The 16,513-nt window shown below is 71.9% G+C and carries 12 protein-coding genes; 6 read left to right on the top strand and 6 right to left on the bottom strand.

Annotated elements, in window-relative coordinates:
- Nucleotides 1–1,722, bottom strand: coding sequence for a SulP family inorganic anion transporter (locus ACQPYZ_RS20575; protein ID WP_433158306.1), 1,722 nt, complete (start codon nt 1,720–1,722; stop codon nt 1–3).
- 150 nt (nt 1,723–1,872) lie between these two features.
- Here ACQPYZ_RS20575 and ACQPYZ_RS20570 point away from each other — a divergent pair, with 150 nt between their 5' ends.
- Nucleotides 1,873–2,358 (top strand): DUF1269 domain-containing protein, encoded by a 486-nt coding sequence (locus ACQPYZ_RS20570; protein ID WP_433158303.1) that lies wholly within the window; start codon nt 1,873–1,875, stop codon nt 2,356–2,358.
- A gap of 82 nt (nt 2,359–2,440) precedes the next feature.
- On the opposite strand, the gene ACQPYZ_RS20565 is transcribed toward ACQPYZ_RS20570, so the two are convergent.
- The 4 genes from ACQPYZ_RS20565 to ACQPYZ_RS20550 all read right to left on the bottom strand — a co-directional run bounded on the left by ACQPYZ_RS20565 (nt 2,441) and on the right by ACQPYZ_RS20550 (nt 8,949).
- A complete protein-coding gene (locus ACQPYZ_RS20565) occupies nt 2,441–3,580 on the bottom strand; it encodes an AI-2E family transporter (protein WP_433158301.1) in 1,140 nt (379 codons plus the stop codon).
- Nucleotides 3,581–3,681: 101 nt separating this feature from the next.
- Complete coding sequence (locus ACQPYZ_RS20560) at nt 3,682–6,330, bottom strand: LuxR C-terminal-related transcriptional regulator (protein ID WP_433158298.1); 2,649 nt, start codon at nt 6,328–6,330, stop codon at nt 3,682–3,684.
- A gap of 154 nt (nt 6,331–6,484) precedes the next feature.
- Nucleotides 6,485–8,527 carry an alkaline phosphatase family protein gene (locus ACQPYZ_RS20555; protein ID WP_433158295.1) on the bottom strand — a complete coding sequence of 681 codons (2,043 nt, stop codon included), beginning with the start codon at nt 8,525–8,527 and terminating at the stop codon, nt 6,485–6,487.
- A gap of 14 nt (nt 8,528–8,541) precedes the next feature.
- Entirely contained in the window at nt 8,542–8,949 is a 408-nt protein-coding gene (locus ACQPYZ_RS20550) for a DUF7144 family membrane protein (protein ID WP_433158292.1), read from the bottom strand.
- Nucleotides 8,950–9,078: 129 nt separating this feature from the next.
- Between ACQPYZ_RS20550 and ACQPYZ_RS20545 the strand changes: the two genes are divergently transcribed.
- The 5 genes from ACQPYZ_RS20545 (at nt 9,079) to ACQPYZ_RS20525 (ending at nt 14,962) form a co-directional block, all read left to right on the top strand.
- Nucleotides 9,079–9,777 carry a helix-turn-helix domain-containing protein gene (locus ACQPYZ_RS20545; protein WP_433158289.1) on the top strand — a complete coding sequence of 233 codons (699 nt, stop codon included), beginning with the start codon at nt 9,079–9,081 and terminating at the stop codon, nt 9,775–9,777.
- Nucleotides 9,778–9,831: 54 nt separating this feature from the next.
- Nucleotides 9,832–10,407, top strand: a complete 576-nt coding sequence (locus ACQPYZ_RS20540) for a dihydrofolate reductase family protein (protein ID WP_433158287.1) — start codon at nt 9,832–9,834, stop codon at nt 10,405–10,407.
- Between the two features lie 213 nt (nt 10,408–10,620).
- A complete protein-coding gene (locus tag ACQPYZ_RS20535) occupies nt 10,621–13,551 on the top strand; it encodes a BTAD domain-containing putative transcriptional regulator (protein WP_433158285.1) in 2,931 nt (976 codons plus the stop codon).
- 85 nt (nt 13,552–13,636) lie between these two features.
- Nucleotides 13,637–14,017: a hypothetical protein gene (locus ACQPYZ_RS20530; RefSeq protein WP_433158283.1), complete on the top strand. Its 381-nt coding sequence runs from the start codon at nt 13,637–13,639 to the stop codon at nt 14,015–14,017.
- Nucleotides 14,018–14,086: 69 nt separating this feature from the next.
- Complete coding sequence (locus tag ACQPYZ_RS20525; RefSeq protein ID WP_433158281.1) at nt 14,087–14,962, top strand: hypothetical protein; 876 nt, start codon at nt 14,087–14,089, stop codon at nt 14,960–14,962.
- Here ACQPYZ_RS20525 and ACQPYZ_RS20520 read toward each other — a convergent pair.
- Nucleotides 14,943–16,505 carry a mucoidy inhibitor MuiA family protein gene (locus ACQPYZ_RS20520; protein WP_433158278.1) on the bottom strand — a complete coding sequence of 521 codons (1,563 nt, stop codon included), beginning with the start codon at nt 16,503–16,505 and terminating at the stop codon, nt 14,943–14,945. The genes ACQPYZ_RS20525 and ACQPYZ_RS20520 overlap by 20 nt on opposite strands.
- Nucleotides 16,506–16,513: the final 8 nt, after the last annotated feature.

The following is a 16,513-nucleotide window of genomic DNA, read 5'->3' as shown; positions in this document are numbered from 1 at the left end:
TCAGCTGTCTGCCTCCGTGGCCTCCGGTCGACGCCTGATCGCCCAGGTGTCGGCCTCGCGGAGTGCGTGCTCGGTCGACTCGCCGACGAGTTCGGTGGCCTCCACGATCCCGACCGGCGCGGAGAGCTCGAGCAGACCGGTACGCCGGAGCAGCTCGGCGACCTCATGATCGACGCCACTGAGGTAGAGGCGACCGCCGACCGCGTCCAGGGCCGCGGCGTAGTCGGCCACGACCTTGACGAACGTCGCGCCGAGCGAGGTCCGGCCGCGCAGCCGCAGTACGACGGCGGGCGACCGTGAGCCCGTCGGCTCGGGGAGGCGGACCCGTAGTGTCCGGGAGCCGGCGTACAGCAGGCTCCCGTACACGTCGAGGACGATCGCACGGCCGCTGGGCAGGGTCTTCGGCGGCGACTCTTCGACCCACCGCCCGTCGCCGGCCGGCGTGAGCCGGACGACCTTGAGGTCCATCGCCTCCTGGTTGAGCTGCAGCAGCAGCGACAGCGCGACCCCGATGCCGACGGCGGCCTGGACCGGCAGGAAGAGGGTCGCGAGGAAGGTCGTGACGACCGCGATCCGCGAGGTCGGACCGGTCCGCCAGATCGTCGCCAGCTGACCGAACCGCAGTGACCCGGCGGCTGCGAACATCAGGATCGCGGCCAGGGTCGGCATGGCGACCAGACCGACCACGCCGGAGAAGGCGACCAGGATGACGAGCATCCAGACACCCGACCAGATCGCCGCCCACCGGGTCCGGCCTCCGGCCGCGACGTTGAGCGCGGTCTGGCCGACCGATCCGCCGACCGGCTGGCCGCGGAAGAACCCGGCGGCCACGTTGCCGATGCCCTGGGCGACGAAGTCCTGGTTCGGGTTCGACGGGGTTCCGTCGCGGTTCGGCGCGGCCTCGGCGACGCCACTGCCCTGCACGAGCACGATGGCCGCGACCGCGAGCGCACCGGTGATCAGGTTCAGCGACAGCTGGTCGAGATCCGGGATCTGGGGCACCGGGACGCCGCGCGGAATGTCGCCCGCGTCGCGGACGAGGGCGACCGTGTCGACACCGGCGATCAGCAGACCGACGGTCGGCACGACCAGCGCGACCAGCGAGCTCACCGCGGCGAGCCTGGTGCGCGACAGTGCGACCAGGATGCCGAGCGCGGCCAGCCCTGCCAGCAGCGAGGCGACGTCGATCCGGGACGGGTTCAGGACGACGTCCGCCGCCTTGGCGAGCGCGAACGGGCCACTGGCCTCGGCGCCGGTCAGGTCGGTGAGCTGGCCGAACAGGATGTTCACCGCGATGCCGGTGAGGAAGCCGATCATGACCGAGTGCGAGACGAACCGGGTGTAGCGGCCGAGCCGCGCCATTCCGGCCAGGATCATCGCGACCCCCGCGATGGCCGTCAGTAGGAACAAGGCCTGTTCCCGGTCAGCCGGGTCGACCCCTTCCAACGCGGAGCCCGCGGCGAGGGCCGCGGCCGTCGTGGTGGTGATCACCATCAGCCGGGTGCTCGCGGTCAGCCCGCCGGCCAGCGGGCCGGCGAAACTCGCGTACAGACCGTGGATCGGGCTGACGCCGACCAGAACGGCGGACGCCATCCCGTCCGGCACGCTGCTGATCGCACCGGGCAGTCCGGCGACGGCGTCCGCGCGCAGGTGCCGGCGCCGCGGCCGTACGGACCTCAGCCAGCGGACCGCGGATCGTGCGCCGGAACGAGGACCGCTCACGCCTTCCTCCTTGGACCGCCGGCGCCGGGACGTGCCGCCAGTATCGGCAGCCCGGGGACGGCCGCCTTCACCTGCTCCGGGGGATGCCGGTCCGACCCGTCCCGCGTTGACTGCGACCGAGCCCCTCGACCGGACTGGAAGGAGCGTTTCGTGGCCACGTTGACGGTGTGGAAGTTCCCGACCGCGCAAGGAGCGGAGCAAGCCGAGCAGACGATGGTGATGCTGCAGAAGGAGGAGCTGATCAAGGTCCACGACGCCGCGGTCGTGACCTGGCCCGAGGGGGCGAAGAAGCCGAAGACCCGGCAGCTGAACAACCTGATCGGCGCCGGCGCGCTCGGCGGGGCGTTCTGGGGGATGCTGTTCGGCCTGATCTTCTTCATCCCGTTGCTGGGGGCAGCGATCGGTGCGGCGGCCGGCGCGCTGTCCGGGTCGCTCGGTGACGTCGGGATCGACGACGACTTCATCAAGTCGGTCCGCTCGCAGGTCACCCCCGGGACGTCGGCGCTGTTCGCGATGACGAGCGACGCCGTACTGGACAAGGTCCACGAGGCGTTCGCGGGTCAGCAGGCCGAACTGATCCACACGAACCTCTCGGCCGACCAGGAGGCCAAGCTGCGCGAGGTCTTCGCGGAGTGACCACGCTGGACCTTGCCTGACCCCGGATTTCCGGAGACGTGCGCCGTACTCGCCCGATCGGGTGCGGCGCACCCGTGTGCCGTCAGTTCTCCTGCGTCCCGGCCGGTACGGCGGTGGGCTCGACGGGCTGCGGCCGGTTGGACAGCAGGGGAGTGAGCCATTGCGACCGCGGATCGACGTCCACCAGCAGCGACCGCACCAACAGGCTGAACGGGATGGCGAGCAGCGCGCCGACCGGTCCGAGCACCCAGGACCAGACCACCAGCGAGAGGAATGTCAGCGTGGTCGACAGCCCGACCGCGTCGCCGACGAACTTCGGCTGGATGATGCTCTGGATCACCACGTTGATCAGGCTGTACAGCACGATCACCGCCAGGCCCGTCGTCCAGCCGCCTTCGAGGAGGCCCAGGACCGCGGGCGGAACGAGCCCGATCACGAACCCGACGTTCGGGATGTAGTTGGTGATGAAGGCCAGCAGCCCCCACAGCAACGGCACCGGGATGTCGAGCAGCGCCAGGACGACGGTGTCGATGACCGCGACGATCAGGCCGAACACGGTCGAGACGACCAGGTAGGTGCGAGTGCCGATCGCGAACGACCGGAGCCCGGAGACGAGGGGGGCGCGCGACGGGTCGGCACTCGCCAGCAGCTTCGGAAACGTCCCGGCGTCCACCGTCAGGAACAGCAGCAGCGTCAGCACGAACACCAGGCTGGACAGGATCTCGACCACGCCGCCGAGCAGCGAGGCGAAGAAGCCGGCCAGCCGGCCGAAGTCGATCGCGTCCACCAGCGACCGGATCTCGCCGTCGCCCACCCCGGCCGACGCGAGCCGGGCGACGACGTCGCCGACCAGGTCGTCGAACTTCTCCTCGTACTGCGGGATCAGCGTGGCGAACCGGGCGGTCGCGATCACGAGGGCGAGGGTCAGGCCCAGAACGAGCGCGTAGACCACGACCAGACAGATCAGGGTCGCGGCCCACCCGGGCAGTCCCATCCGCGTCATCCGGCCACGGACGGGGTGGACGACGATCGTCAGCACGAGCGCGAGGAAGATCGGCCCGACCAGGCCCGCCGCCGCCCGCAGGCCGGCGAGCACGATCACCGTGGCGGCGAGGCCGACCAGCACCACCAGGCCGCGCGGCACGACAGGTCGCCCGTTCAGCAGGTTCGCCATCCGGTCGGCCTCCGTCGCGCGGCGGCCGGGCTGGGCCGCCCGGCTCACTGCAGTTCAGTGTTCGCCCGACGTCCCGCGTCTGGATCACCCGCCGCAGGTGAGCCGTCCCGCCGTACCGCCGTCCTGCCGTACCCAGCGTCTGGGCGCGACTACAGGAGGTCGACGCCGCGGGCCACCCGCAGCGCGGCCGAGCGCTTGTCGACGCCGAGCTTGCGGTACAGCGACATCAGGTGGGTCTTGACGGTGTTCTCGGTGATGAAGAGTGCCTGGGCGATCTCGGTGTAGGAGCTGCCCAGGGCGAGTTGGTCGAGCACATCGGCCTCGCGTGCGGTGAGCCGGATCCTGGCGCCGTTGATCACCGCGTCCAGTTGCCGTGGAGACGGCACCGGATCGGACCGCCGGGTCCGCTCGAGCAGCGTCCGGCCGCCCGCGTCGCCCCAGCCGGGGTGGTAGCCGGTGATGCTGTCGAGTGCGGCCGCCGCGAACGGATGTGCGCCCGGTGCCCGGGTGTGCCGTCGGAGCAGGTCCACGAACTCGGGCTCCCGGCCGGCGGCCGTGAGCGCCTGCAGCGATCGCTGCGGCGCCACCAGGTTCAGCCCGTCGACCAAGGCTTGGTCGGCAGCGAACTCGTCCCCGAGGCGCAGGTACAGGACTGCCTCGAAGGCGGTCGCGGAGGCGACCAGGATCGGGTGGATGCCCGGCTTGGCGAGCGCGGCGTCCACGGCGTGGAGGGTCGCCTTGTCGTCGCCGAGAACCACCGAGCTGAGCGCGCGGACCACCTCGGCGTCCGGGCCGGAGCCGGTGTCGTCGAGCTTGAGCAGTTCACTGTCGACGGTACTGCGGTCACCGACGAGGATCGCGACCCACAGCCGCAGCAGCGTCAGGTCGCGGATCAGGAACTGCGGGAGCGGACCAATCGTCGCGGGGTCGGTGGTCAGTTCGCTCCGGGCTTCGTCCAACTGGCCGTTCTCGGTCAGGACGAGGACGCGCAGGATGAGCCGCAGGGCGGCGACGACCGAGTCGGAGCCCGCGGCGCCGGCCGCCTCAACCAGCCGCTGCCAGCGCTCGGCCGCCGGGAGATCGAGCCGACACCAGGCGGCGAGGCCCAGGATGGCATGCGCCCGTACGGCGTACTCCTCGGCCAGGCTGTCCGCGCCTGCCGACTCGAGCGCGGCTTGGGCCGCCTTCGCGGCGGTCCGGGTCGCACCGCGGAGATAGTGCAGGACGGCCCGGTGTGCCAGTCCACCGGCGAGGAGGTGTGCGTGCCCGGACATCCGGGCCGTGACGAGTGCCTCGTCGAGGTGGCCGAGGGCGTCGTCGAGTTCGCCGGCCCAGGTTTCGGCGGCGGCGAGCTCGATCAGCAGCCACGACAACCGGTCCGGACTGACGACGACCTGCCGCCGGCCGTCGGTCGCCAGGGTGTTCAGGACGACCGACCTCGACCGGTCGATCGCCTCGTGGACGTCGTACCAGCCGAAGCGGGACTGCCACAGTCTCAGGATCAGCAGGTCGACCTGCAGCGCGTCGTGCGGCGAGGTGTTGCCGGTGTCCCGGCTTGCCGGGGCGGCCAGGTGGGTTGCCTCGGCGGAGGCGGCATCCATGACCGCGCCCGTCAGGTCACCGGTCAGCCGTCGCAGCAGGCCGCGCACGCCGAGCAGGTACGGATGGTCGTCGAGGTAGCCGTCGGGCAGCACCTCGAACGCATCCACGACCAGACTCAGGTCACCGCTGCACAGCACACCGGGGCCGTAGCTGAGCAGCACCCTCGCCACCAGCGCCGGGTCGTCCGCGCCGAGCGCGTCGCGGAGGGCGGCGCCGCCCTGGCCCCGGTTCTCGTGGTACGTCGCCGCGCGGTGGTGTGCCGCGGTGACCAGGTGGCCGCCCTCGCTGTCGGACATGACGCGCCGTCTGAGCAGCTCGATCAGCAACGGGTGGTAGCGGTACACGGGCTCGCCACCGGGCTCTCCGGCGTACGCGGTCACGAGCAGGCCGCTGCTGGCCAGGTCGGCGAGCAGAGTGCCGGCGTCGGCATCGCCGCTCAGCACCCGGGCGCGTTGCCCGGTCAACGGAGTGGACCGGAACGTGCTCAGCAGAACGTCCTGCACTCGCCGGTCGAGCGTCCGGAAGGTCTCGCCGAGCAGGAGGTCGAGCACGGGTTGTTCGGTGAGGACCGGCGCCCCGGTCAGTCCCGAGCCGGCCGACGTGGCCAGAGTCCTGGCCGCCAGGACGAGGGCCGCGGCCCAGCCCGCCGTTCGCTGCTGCAGCAACTGGACGTCGCGGTCGGTCGCCGACCCGGCATGGGCGTGCACGAGTGCGGCCACCTCGGCGTCCTTGAACCGCAGGTCCCGGGCTCGCAACGTGGACGCCAGACCGCGCAACTCGAGCTCCGCGGCCGGCAGCGGCAGGTCGAATCTGCTCGCCACCAGCAACCGCACCGCCTCCGGCGCGGTGTGCAGAATCTCGGTCAGCGTCGCCAGCACCCTCGCGGGCAGCAGGTGAGCGTCGTCGATCACGACTGGCACCGGCGGACCGGCCGGCTCCTCAGGTGCGGACGGCGCCGCGGCCGGCACTACCTCGGTGTCGGGTCCGTTCGCCGCGGCAACCACCTGGTGGAGCAGCTCTTCCAGCGCCTCGGGTTCCTGTCCGGTCACCCACACCGTCGGCTCGCCCGCGGCCGCGCGACGCGCCACCCAGTCCGAGAGCAGCACCGTCTTCCCCGTTCCCGCGGGGGCGATCAGCAGGGTCAGCGGACTGCGGGCGCCGCGGTCCAGCGCCGTCCGCAGCCGGTCTCGGGGCACGAGGGACTGGGGCGGCTGCGGGGCCTGACTGGTGACCCGGCGCTGCCCAGTTCTCCCGCGCGACTGCTGTGGCCGCGGGATCGTCACGTGTCGGCCCTCCCGCCCGGCGCGCGCCCTGTAGAACCCTCCCGGCCTGCCTGTCCTCCATTCGAGACTAGGTGGTCTCGGTGCGATCCGTCACGGTGCGCACGCTTGAATCGGGTGTTGTAGTCGGTGCGCGCAGCCCCAGCTGCTCGAGATAGCCGGCGAGCACGCGATGCAGTTGGTCGGCACCCCGGATCGGTGCGTCCGGCAACGGAAGGTCCGACGGTGCCAACAGCAACGCCCGGTCCTGCCAGCCGCCCAGTCCGCCATGGCATCCGACCAGGCCTTCGAATGCGGCGACCTCGCCGGTGTCCGGATCGACCGTGCTGTTCACATAGAGATCCGGTGCCTCGCGCATCGAAACGGCACGCAGTACGTCGGCCGGAGCCTGCGTCCCGTACGGCGCGAGCGGATCGTCGCCGGTCACCGTGCCGTCGGTGAGCCGGTGGACGCCGGCCGCCCCGACGGCCAGCGGACCGTGTTCCGCACTCAGGACGCCCACGAACCCGATGCCGTCGTGGTCCACGAGTCCCGGGACCAGGGCCGGCCAGCGGTCGTCGATCTCCTCGAGGGTCAGCCGCCGGGGACCGGGGACACAGATCAGCCCGAGGTTGCCCGAGCCGAGGACGACCAACTCGGACACCGTCTCCGCAGCGGTGTCCGTCCGCTTGCGCACGCGGGAGGCGGCACCGTGGGCGACCCGCGCCCCGGCACCGTCACCCTCGGCGAGGTCGTCCAGCAGGCCTTGCAGCCGGCCCCAGCTCTCGACCGGCTCCTCGACCGCGGCCACGTCGGCGGAGGTCAGCTGTGCACAGAGGCCGGACAGATCGACGCCGTACCGGTCCGCGAACGTCGTTCCCTGCGACTGACCGTGGTCCGACAGCACGACGAACCGGTATTGCCGGACTGAGTGCGCCGCGACCGACTCCAGGCAGGCGAGCGCGCGGTCGAGCCGACCGAGCGTGGCGACCGACTCCGGCCGCAGCACCCCCGCGTGGTGAGCCACCTCGTCGTAGTCCACGTAGTCGACGTACACGACATGGGTGCCCCGGGTAATCTCCTCCGCCACCAGCGCGGTGTTGAGATCGCGCAGTACGACGTTCGTGACGGCCCGGAGCACCGCGAAGACCCAGCCGCGGTGGACGCGCGGCTGGATGTCGAGGCGATGCTGGCGCCGCGCCTGGAACCGCTCCCGGACGATCTCGGCGGTCGCGCCGTACAGGCTGGCCGCGAACCCGTCGGGACGCACCAGGTACCACGCGACCCGGCGCCGGGTGTCGGCCGAACCGCGACGCAACTCGAACCGGCTCATCGTGAGCAGGGAGCGGGCCGCGTCGCCGCTGAAGAGGTTGGACACGCTCACCCCGCCGCCGGCCAGCAGTCCGCGTCCGTCCGAGGCACGCTTCTCGATGACCACCGCGTCGGGACGCCGGTTGGCCACCAGCACCCGGCCGAGCTCACGGTCGTACCAGCGGAACGCCGGGACGACGTCGATCCGGCCGTGCAGGATGCCGAGCTGGCTCGCCGGGGTGGTCGCCGGGAGCCGGGGCGTCCACTCCACCAGCCGGTGAGCATCCCGCCGTACCCACCGGCTCAGCGTCGGCAGGGTGGACGCCATCACCGCCCACCGCATCACCGGGTAGGGCACGCCGTCCAGCTGGACGAAGATCACCCCGGGCACGTCCGGGTCGTCGACCCTGGTCCGCTGCCGCCGGGCCCGGCGGACGAGCGCGGCCGTGAACGCCTCCGACGTCCCCGAGGTGACCAGCCAGGCGAGGATCGTCCCGCCCGCGGCGGCGATCCACGAGGCGGCGAGTACGGCGGTGAACGAGGTGGTCTCCACGCCCGGTAGGACGAGCAGGGCCAGCGCCAGTACGACGGCCTGCCCGGCGACCGCGAGCACCAGGACCGCCGGCCAGCCGATCGCCGCACTCGCGACGACGAGCACCGGACGAACGAGCGCACCGACCACCAGTGTGGCGGCGGCCGCCACCAGCAGCTGACCGAACGAACCGAACCGCAGCCCGGGCAGGATCGCGTCCGCGAGGGCGAGCGCCGGGACCGCGCCGGCCCAGGCCGCTGCGATCCGGCCGAGGTCACCGAGGCGGACCATGGGCGCCCGGCATCTCAGGTCCGGATGGCACCCGGCCGGGTCAGCGCCCAGATCACCCAGACGTCGAGCGCGATCACGAGCAACGACCAGAACGGGTAGTACGGGATGAAGAAGAAGTTGTCCACGGCGCTCAGCACCGTCAGGAACAGCGCGGTGACACCGGCCCAGGTGGTCCGCCGCAGCAGGCCGGACCCGACCACGATCAGCAGCACGCCGAGGACGAGGTGGATCCAGCCCCAGACGGTGGTGTCGAGGTCGAAGGTGTAGCCCCGGGCAACCACGAAGAACTGGTCGTCGATGATCGCCACCAGGCCGGTGATCACCTGGAACAGGCCGATCATGATCATCATGGTCGCCGCGAAGGTCAGCCCGCCGATCGCCCAGCCGGAGACCTGCTGGGTCCTTCCCGGTTCCTGGACCATCGCTCCTCCTGTCGTCGGGATCGATCCAGCCCGTCCGACGCTAGATCCGTCGTCCCGCGCGCGGTTCACCCACCGCGGGTGAGGCGTGACGGATCGCTGCCGGACCCGGCGTGTGCGAGGGTCTGGACTGTGGGTATCGAATTCGACGAGCGGGATTCGGGGTCGGCGTACGTCGAGCGGGTGTGGCGGGGACGGAGTGACGGGGTCGACCGGATGACGTCGATCGCGACCGCGCACTGGACGCTGGTCGCCTGGCGGGAGGGACGGGCCTGGCGGGTCGCGGTGCAGGGGCCGGAGACCGCGGCGACGACCGCACCGGTGCCGACGGAGACGGAGTTCGTCGGGATCCGGTTGACGCTCGGGACGACCTTGGCGGCGCTGCCGATCGGGCGGCTCGTGGACGACGGCGCCGAGTTCGCGGACGTGTCCCGGCGGTCGGTGCGGATCCTCGGGCACACCCTGCCGCTACCGGAGTACGACGACGCCGAGGACCTGGTGCGACGCCTGGTGCGGGCCGGAGTCGTCGTCCGCGATCCGCTGGTGGCCGACGTACTGCGGGGATGGCAGCCCGACGTGACCGCGCGGACCGTACGCCGCCACTTCGCGCAGGTGATCGGGATGACGCCGGGCACGGTCCGGCAGATCGAGCGGGCCCGGGCCGCCGCGGCGCTGATCCGGGCCGGGTCGCCGATCGCGGACGTCGGCCACGATCTCGGGTACTACGACCAGCCGCATCTGGCGCGCTCGCTGGAGCGGTTCATCGGACACACCGCCACCGCGCTGCGGACCGGGACGGCCGGGCAGTTGTCCCTTCTGTACAAGACCTGAGGCCGCGGGCCGGCGTACCGTCCGACCGACACCGGACGAGATCGGGAGGCCCAGGTGCGCAAAGTGGTGCTGGCGATGATGACCACGCTCAACGGACGGCTGGACGATCCGGACCAGTTCGTCACCGGCCTGAGCGAGGACCACTACCAGGAGATCGACCGTGGCTACGCCACCTTCGACACCATCCTGGTCGGGCGGGTGACGGCCGCGGAGATGTTCGAGTACTGGCCGACCGCCGGTGACGAGGAGGGTGCCGGCGAGTCGCAGCGGAGCATGGCCGAGAGGATGCATTCCTACCAGAAGTTCGTGTTCACCGGTGATCCGGGGCTGACGCTGGAGTGGCACAACGCCGAGCCCGTGGTGGTGTCGAAGGACGAGGACCTCCGGGCGTTCGTCGAGGACCTCAAGTCGCAGCCCGGCAAGGACATCCACTTGTCCGGTGGTGCCCGCCTGGCCCGGACGCTGGTCCGACTTGGGCTCGTCGATGAGTACCGCTTCTTCGTCTACCCGTCGTACTCACCCGGCGCCGCCTGGTACGACGAACTCGACACGAACACGCCCCTGGAACTGATCAGCGCCACCCCCTTCGACGACGGCGCAGTCGCCCTCTACTACCGCCCGGCCAACTGACAACCCCACTCCCGCCGGCCATTTGAAGGATCTAACCGGACATGTCCGGTTGCTGAGTGTGAGCTGGCCGATACGCAGTGAACCCCTGAGTGGTTAACATCCTGGTCAAGGACGCGTCGATGCCGGGAGTGGTCGGGGGAGTCGGGGGGAGAACCTGTGCGGTTCTTTGTGCTGGGGCCGATTCACGTAGAGGTGGACGGGACGAGGCCGTCGTTGGCGGCTCCAACGTTGCGGGTGTTGCTGGGGTGCCTGCTGGCTCGGCCGAACGCGCCGGTGCCGTTCGACGAGTTGATCGACGCGCTCTGGGGCGACAAGCCGGTGCCGAACGCGCGCCAGCGGTTGCATGTCCACGTGCACCGGCTGCGCCGGTTGCTCGGCGATCCGACCAGGATCGCCTGTGAGCAGGCGACGTACCGGCTCCGGCTCCAGCGGGGAGAGCTCGACGCGGAGACCTTCGAGTCGATGCTCGACGAGGCCGGCGCCTCGGCACGGGCCGGGGAGGACGAGCGGGCGGCCGCGACGATCCGGGAGGCGCTGGCGTTGTGGGACGGCCCGGCGTACGCGGGGCTCGACGACGTCGCCGTACTGCGGGCCGAGGCGGACCGGCTGACCGAGCGGCGCCTGGTCGCGTTCGAGGATCTGGGGACGGCCGAGCTGGCGGCCGGCCGGGGCAGCGCGATGATCGCGGAGTTGCGCGACCTCGCGGCGCAGTACCCGCTCCGGGAACGGCTGCAGGAGCTGGTGATGATCGCGTTGTACCGGGCGGGGCAGCAGTCGTCGGCGCTGGAGGTGTACCGCCGGACCCGCGCCGCCCTGGTCGACGAGCTCGGGGTCGAGCCGAGTCCACGGCTCGCCGAACTGCACGCGGCCGTGCTGGCCGCGGATCCGTCGCTCGAGCGGACCCCGGAACGCACCGATCCCGAGCCCGCAAACAGGACGACCGCCCCCGCCCAGCTGCCCGCCGCGATCGCCGACTTCACCGGTCGCGACAAGCAACTGGCGTGGATCCAGGACCTGGCCGACGAGGAGTCGGCCGGCACCGACGCGGGCGTCACGCCGGTGCTCGCGATCTCCGGACCGGCCGGCATCGGCAAGACCGCGCTCGCCATCTGCGCCGCGCATCGCCTCCGCGGTGCCTATCCGGACGGCCAGTTGTACGTCGATCTGCGCGGTGCCGAAGCGGTGTCGCTCGACGCGGGCGACGTACTCGCCGGATTCCTCCGGGCGCTCGGCACGGCCGCGGAAGCGATCCCGGACCGGCCGGAGGAGCGGGCCACGCTGTTCCGGAGTCTGGTCGCGGACTCGCGGCTGCTCGTCCTGCTGGACAACGCGAGCAGCGCGGAGCAGGTGCGTCTGCTCATCCCTGCCGCTCGCGGCTGCCTGGTCCTGATCACCGGCCGCACCCCGCTCGGCGGTCTGGAGGGTTCGCGGCTGATCGACCTCGAGCGGTTCGACCACGAGCAGGCGCTCGAGCTGCTGGCCCGGGTCGCCGGCCGGGATCGGGTCGCCGCCGAGCCGCGGACGGCCGCGCGGATCGTCGAGCTGTGTGGGCTGCTCCCGCTCGCGGTCCGGATCGCGGCCGCCCGCCTCGCCATCCGGCCCGACTGGGCGCTCCGTCAACTGGAAGCCCGGCTGGCCGACGAGCGGCGCCGGCTGGACGAGCTCCGGCTCGGCGACCTCGCCGTCCGGGCCAGTCTCGCGTCGAGCGTCCAGGACCTGAGACCCGCGGCCCGCAAGGCGTTCCGCCGCCTCGGCCTGCTCGACGCGCCGCAGTTTCCGTCCTGGCTCGCTGCCTCCGTCCTGGACGAGGAGACCCGCGACAGCGAGCACATCCTCGACCAGCTCGTCGATGCGCAGTTGCTCGAACAGGTCCACGCGGACGGGCCACCGAGGTACCGGCTGCACGACCTCGTCCGCCTGTATGCCAGGGAACGTGCCCTCACCGAGGAGTCGGACACGTCCCGGGCCGGCGTGCTCGAGCGCGCGAGCAACTCCGCGCTGTCCCGTGCGACCGCGGCGCTGCGCAGCCTGGAGTTCGGTCCGATCAGGCCGGCCCCGACGCGAACGCACGGCGTCGCGCCGCCGGATCCCCTGGCCTGGCTGGAGTCCGAACGGACCGTGCTGGTCTCGATCGTCGACCAGGCCGCCGCGGCCGGTCTCGCGGACGCGGCCTGCGAGCTCGCGTCGACGCTGACCCCATTCCTCGACACCCGCGCGCAGTACGACGACTGGCGGCGTACCCACGAAGCGGCGCTCGGAGCCGCGCACCGGCTCGGGAACAACCGCGCGATCGGCTGGATGTCGCTCCAGTTGGCCGAGCTGGCCCGGATCCACGACGACTTCGGTGGTTCGCTCGAGCTGCTCGAGCAAGCAGGCAAGGCGTTCCGGGCCACGTGCGACGAGGCCGGTGCGGCGGAGGTCCGGCTGCAGACCGGGATGACGTACCGCGCGCTCGGCCGGCCGCACTGTGCGCTGTCCGCGCTCGGCGATGCGCGGACCCGGTTCGAGCGACTGGGGGACGACCACGGGGTGGCGCTGGCGCGGTTGACCATCGGGGCGGCGTACCTCGATCTGCGCCGGCAGGAGGACGCCCGCGAGCACCTCGCGCCGGCGCTGACCGCATTCCGTGCGCACGCCGACCGGCGCAACCTCGCGCTGGCGCTGCGCTGGATCGGGGTCTGCGACCGGTACGACGGGCGCTACCTGGACGCGGAGACCCGGCTGATCGAGTCGCGGACGACGTTCGAAGCTCTGGGAGACACGCACAACGCGGCCTTCGTGCTCGGTGATCTCGGCCGGCTCTGCCTCGCCCTGGGCCGGTGTGTGGACGCGCGGAAGCTGTTCGAGGACAGCCTCGCCGGATTCCGGACCTACCGGGACCGCCACGGCGAGGCGAGGGCGCTGCACGACATCGGCATCGTGCAGCAACGCCGGGCCCGGCACCACCTGGCCGCGCGCTACCTGAGGGACGCGGTCCGGATCTGGCGCGAGCTTGGCGTCCGGCTGTGGCACGAGCGCAGTTTGCGCAGTCTGCGAGTGAGCCTGCTTGCCACCGGCGACACGACCGGCGCGCGGACCGCGGCCGAGAACGCCGACTCGCTCGCGCGGGAAGGCGACGGACAGCGGCCTTTAATCGCTCTGTAAGTCCCGTTCGGTGCACTGGAGGTGCTCCGGCGGAGGCGCCGGGCCCGGGCCGAGTCCCGGACAGAGTGGGGAGACACGAATGCGCATGACGACCAGGATCGCCGGGATGCTGGGGGCGACCGCCGTACTGACCGTCGGCCTCGCGGGAGTTGCCAACGCCGACCGCGGCGACGGCCAGCTGGCCTGCAACTCCGGGGAGATCTGCTTCGCCGAGCACGCCAACGGTGTCGGCGGCCAGCGGCACTTCTTCTACAACGCCGAGCACTCGTCGGCGGGCAACTTCCACAACGGCGTGCGGTTCTTCCACAACGCCAGCTCGATGAACAACCGCGACACCGAGTGCGGCGTCTGGGTCGAGGAGTCGGGTGACGTCGTGAACGACAAGTGGCTGTTCCTCCGGTCGAGCGGCTGGGTGAACTTCGCCTACGACCTGAACGACGAGAACGCGCGGCACTGGCGCTGCTGACGTCCACGGCTCCAGGGCGGGACGGCCACCCCGTGCGGTCGTCCCGCCCCCGCTCGAAGGAGAAACCCCATGCTCAGCAGGATTCTCGCCGCCGGTGTGGCGGTGGCCGGATTGTTGGGTGCCGCGGCCTGCACGGCCCAGGCGGACGCGCGGCAGCAGCCGGAGGCCGGGTTCGAGCTGTTCCTGCGGGACAAGCTGACGCGCGTCGAACAGGCCGGCCAGACGCTGTTCCACCGGTGCATCACCCAGGCGGGCTACCCACCGGGAGCTCCACCGGCCCCGCGCGACCTGTTCGGCTGGCTGGCCGACAAGCCCGTCAAACCCCGGACGGTCGACGAGGCCCGCACGAACGGCTTCGGTACGGCGATCCCGGCCCAGCCGGCGCAGATCCGGCGGACCGGCCAGGAGTACTACGCGGCCGTCGAGCGCTGCGACAACGCCGCCCGTGCGAAGCTCGGTGATCCGGCCGAGGTCGCCCAGGTACGGGACCGGTACGCCGAGATCGGCAACCGCCTCGGCCACGAGCTCGGCCTGCGGGTCAAGGCCGTCCTGCAGCAGGAGAGCGACGGTCTGGTCGCATGCCTCGGCACGAAGGGCTACCCGTTGCCGAAGGGCGTCCGGTACGACGCCGGCAAGAACGTCACGCAGTTCGGCATCCGCCTCGGCGCGAACACCGCACCTGTGACGAAGCCGGTCCGCGCTCTGACCGGCGGCGCCCAACTACGGCCGGCGGTCCCGGCGCGCCCGTACCGTCCGACGGCGCAGGAGTCCGCGTTCGCGGTCGCCTTTGCCGAGTGCGGCACGAGCAGCGGCCTCTTCGATCGCCTGGACGTGCGGCTGGCGTCACTCCAGCGAGAAACCGTTGCGCCGTACGCCGCCGAGCTCGCCGAGCTCAACCCCAGGCTCGAAGCGATGGCGGACCGCGCTACTCCCGCCAGCCGGTGAGTTCCAGGTTCTTGGCCGTGTCGACCCGGAAGGCGAGCCTGATCACGGTCTCCTCGCCGGCGGCCAGGTCGAGCTTCCAGGTGACGACGCCGAGGTCGGTGGTCTCGGCCGGCTCCGGGCCGGCGGTGATCGGCTTGACGGTGATCTCGTGGTCGCGGGCCACCGGCAACTGATCGAGGACCGTGATCCGGGCCGTGCGGTGGGTGTGGTTCTCGACGGTGGTCTCGTACTCGACCTCGCGCCGCCGCGTCGACCCGAGCGTCGCCTTGGTCGCCGTCCGGCGGACCAGCTTCCGCTCGACCCGGATCCGGTCGTCCAGCCCGAGGGCGAGCTCGACGTCCTCGCCCGGTGCCCACAGCGGCAGCGCGGCCGAGCCGACGAAGTCCGCCTCGTGGAAGACCGCGGCCCTCCCGGCCGGCAGGGTGTGGGTCGAGGAGTTCACCACCGTGGCCCGGAGGTGGACGTCGGTCGACCGCACCGGCGCGGTGACGTAGTCCAGCTCGGCGTCGAGGTCGATCGCGGCGATCGTCGCCCGGTGCGAGGCACCGTCCGCGGGGACGGCGACCGGCCGCGGCGGCGTGTAGGTCGCGGCCGTGATGCCCTGCTCGACCGTCGCCTCGAGGCCGGCGAACTTGGCCAGCGCCGATTGCTCCGTGACGACGCCCTCCGTGGCGGATTGGAGACCGCGCATGGCGCCGCCCGGTGCGGCGGCGGGCATCGGCACCGGCGGGCGGAAGCGGTCGAGGTACCAAGGGTCGAGCTCGGGGACCTCGGCGGTCACCGTGGGCCGGGCCGTCGACAGCGTGAGGTCGCACTCCGGCCAGTCCTCGCCGGTCTGCTGGGTGACCAGGCCGTACCAGCTCAGCGTGAGCTGCTCGCCGGTGAGGCGGACGTCGTACGAGCTGGTCCAGCCGGCGCCCGGCACGACGTACGAGAGCTCGATCTCCACCTCGGCCTCGGACTCCAGCGCCAACGCGACGGCCGCTGACTGGCGGTCCGGCTTGCGCCGTTCCGAGACCGCGGCCAGCCGGCGGTCGATGGCAGCCAGGCGGTCCTCGGCCTCCCGGCGCTGAGTGGCCAGCTCGCGCCGCTTCGCCCGTACGGCGGTCAGCCGAGCGGCCAGCGATTCGGTGAAGCCGCCGAGCTCGGCACCGGAGTCGCCCGAGGCGAGTGTGCGGGCGAACGTGCCGCCCGCTCGCCGGGCCAGCTGCGAGAGGAACGAGTCCAGCTGCTCCTGGACGTCGTCGGCATCGGTCAGCTCCGCGACCTCGTCCTGGGCCTCGCGCCGGCGCCGCTCCAGCTCGGCGACCGTCTCGTCGGGTGCCTGCGGGTGGTGCCGCATCGCCAGGTCGACGCCCAGCACGGTGGCCGGTCCACGGCCGGCGACCCGGACCGAGTCGTCCTGCAGCTCGATCGGCAGCGGCTCGACGTACACCGTCTGATCCCCGGCCGGTACGGTGATCGTGCCGCGCCGGGTGACCCGCGCGCGGTCCGGGTAGACGGTGACGGCGGCGATCGGAGCATCCACCACGAGTTCGGTCATGCCCAGAC

Origin of the sequence: Kribbella sp. CA-247076 (assembly GCF_050942445.1) — a bacterium.
In the GTDB taxonomy this organism is placed as follows: domain Bacteria; phylum Actinomycetota; class Actinomycetes; order Propionibacteriales; family Kribbellaceae; genus Kribbella.
The sequence above is the reverse complement of the archived record's forward strand: the minus strand, read 5'-3'. Positions and strand labels throughout refer to the sequence as shown.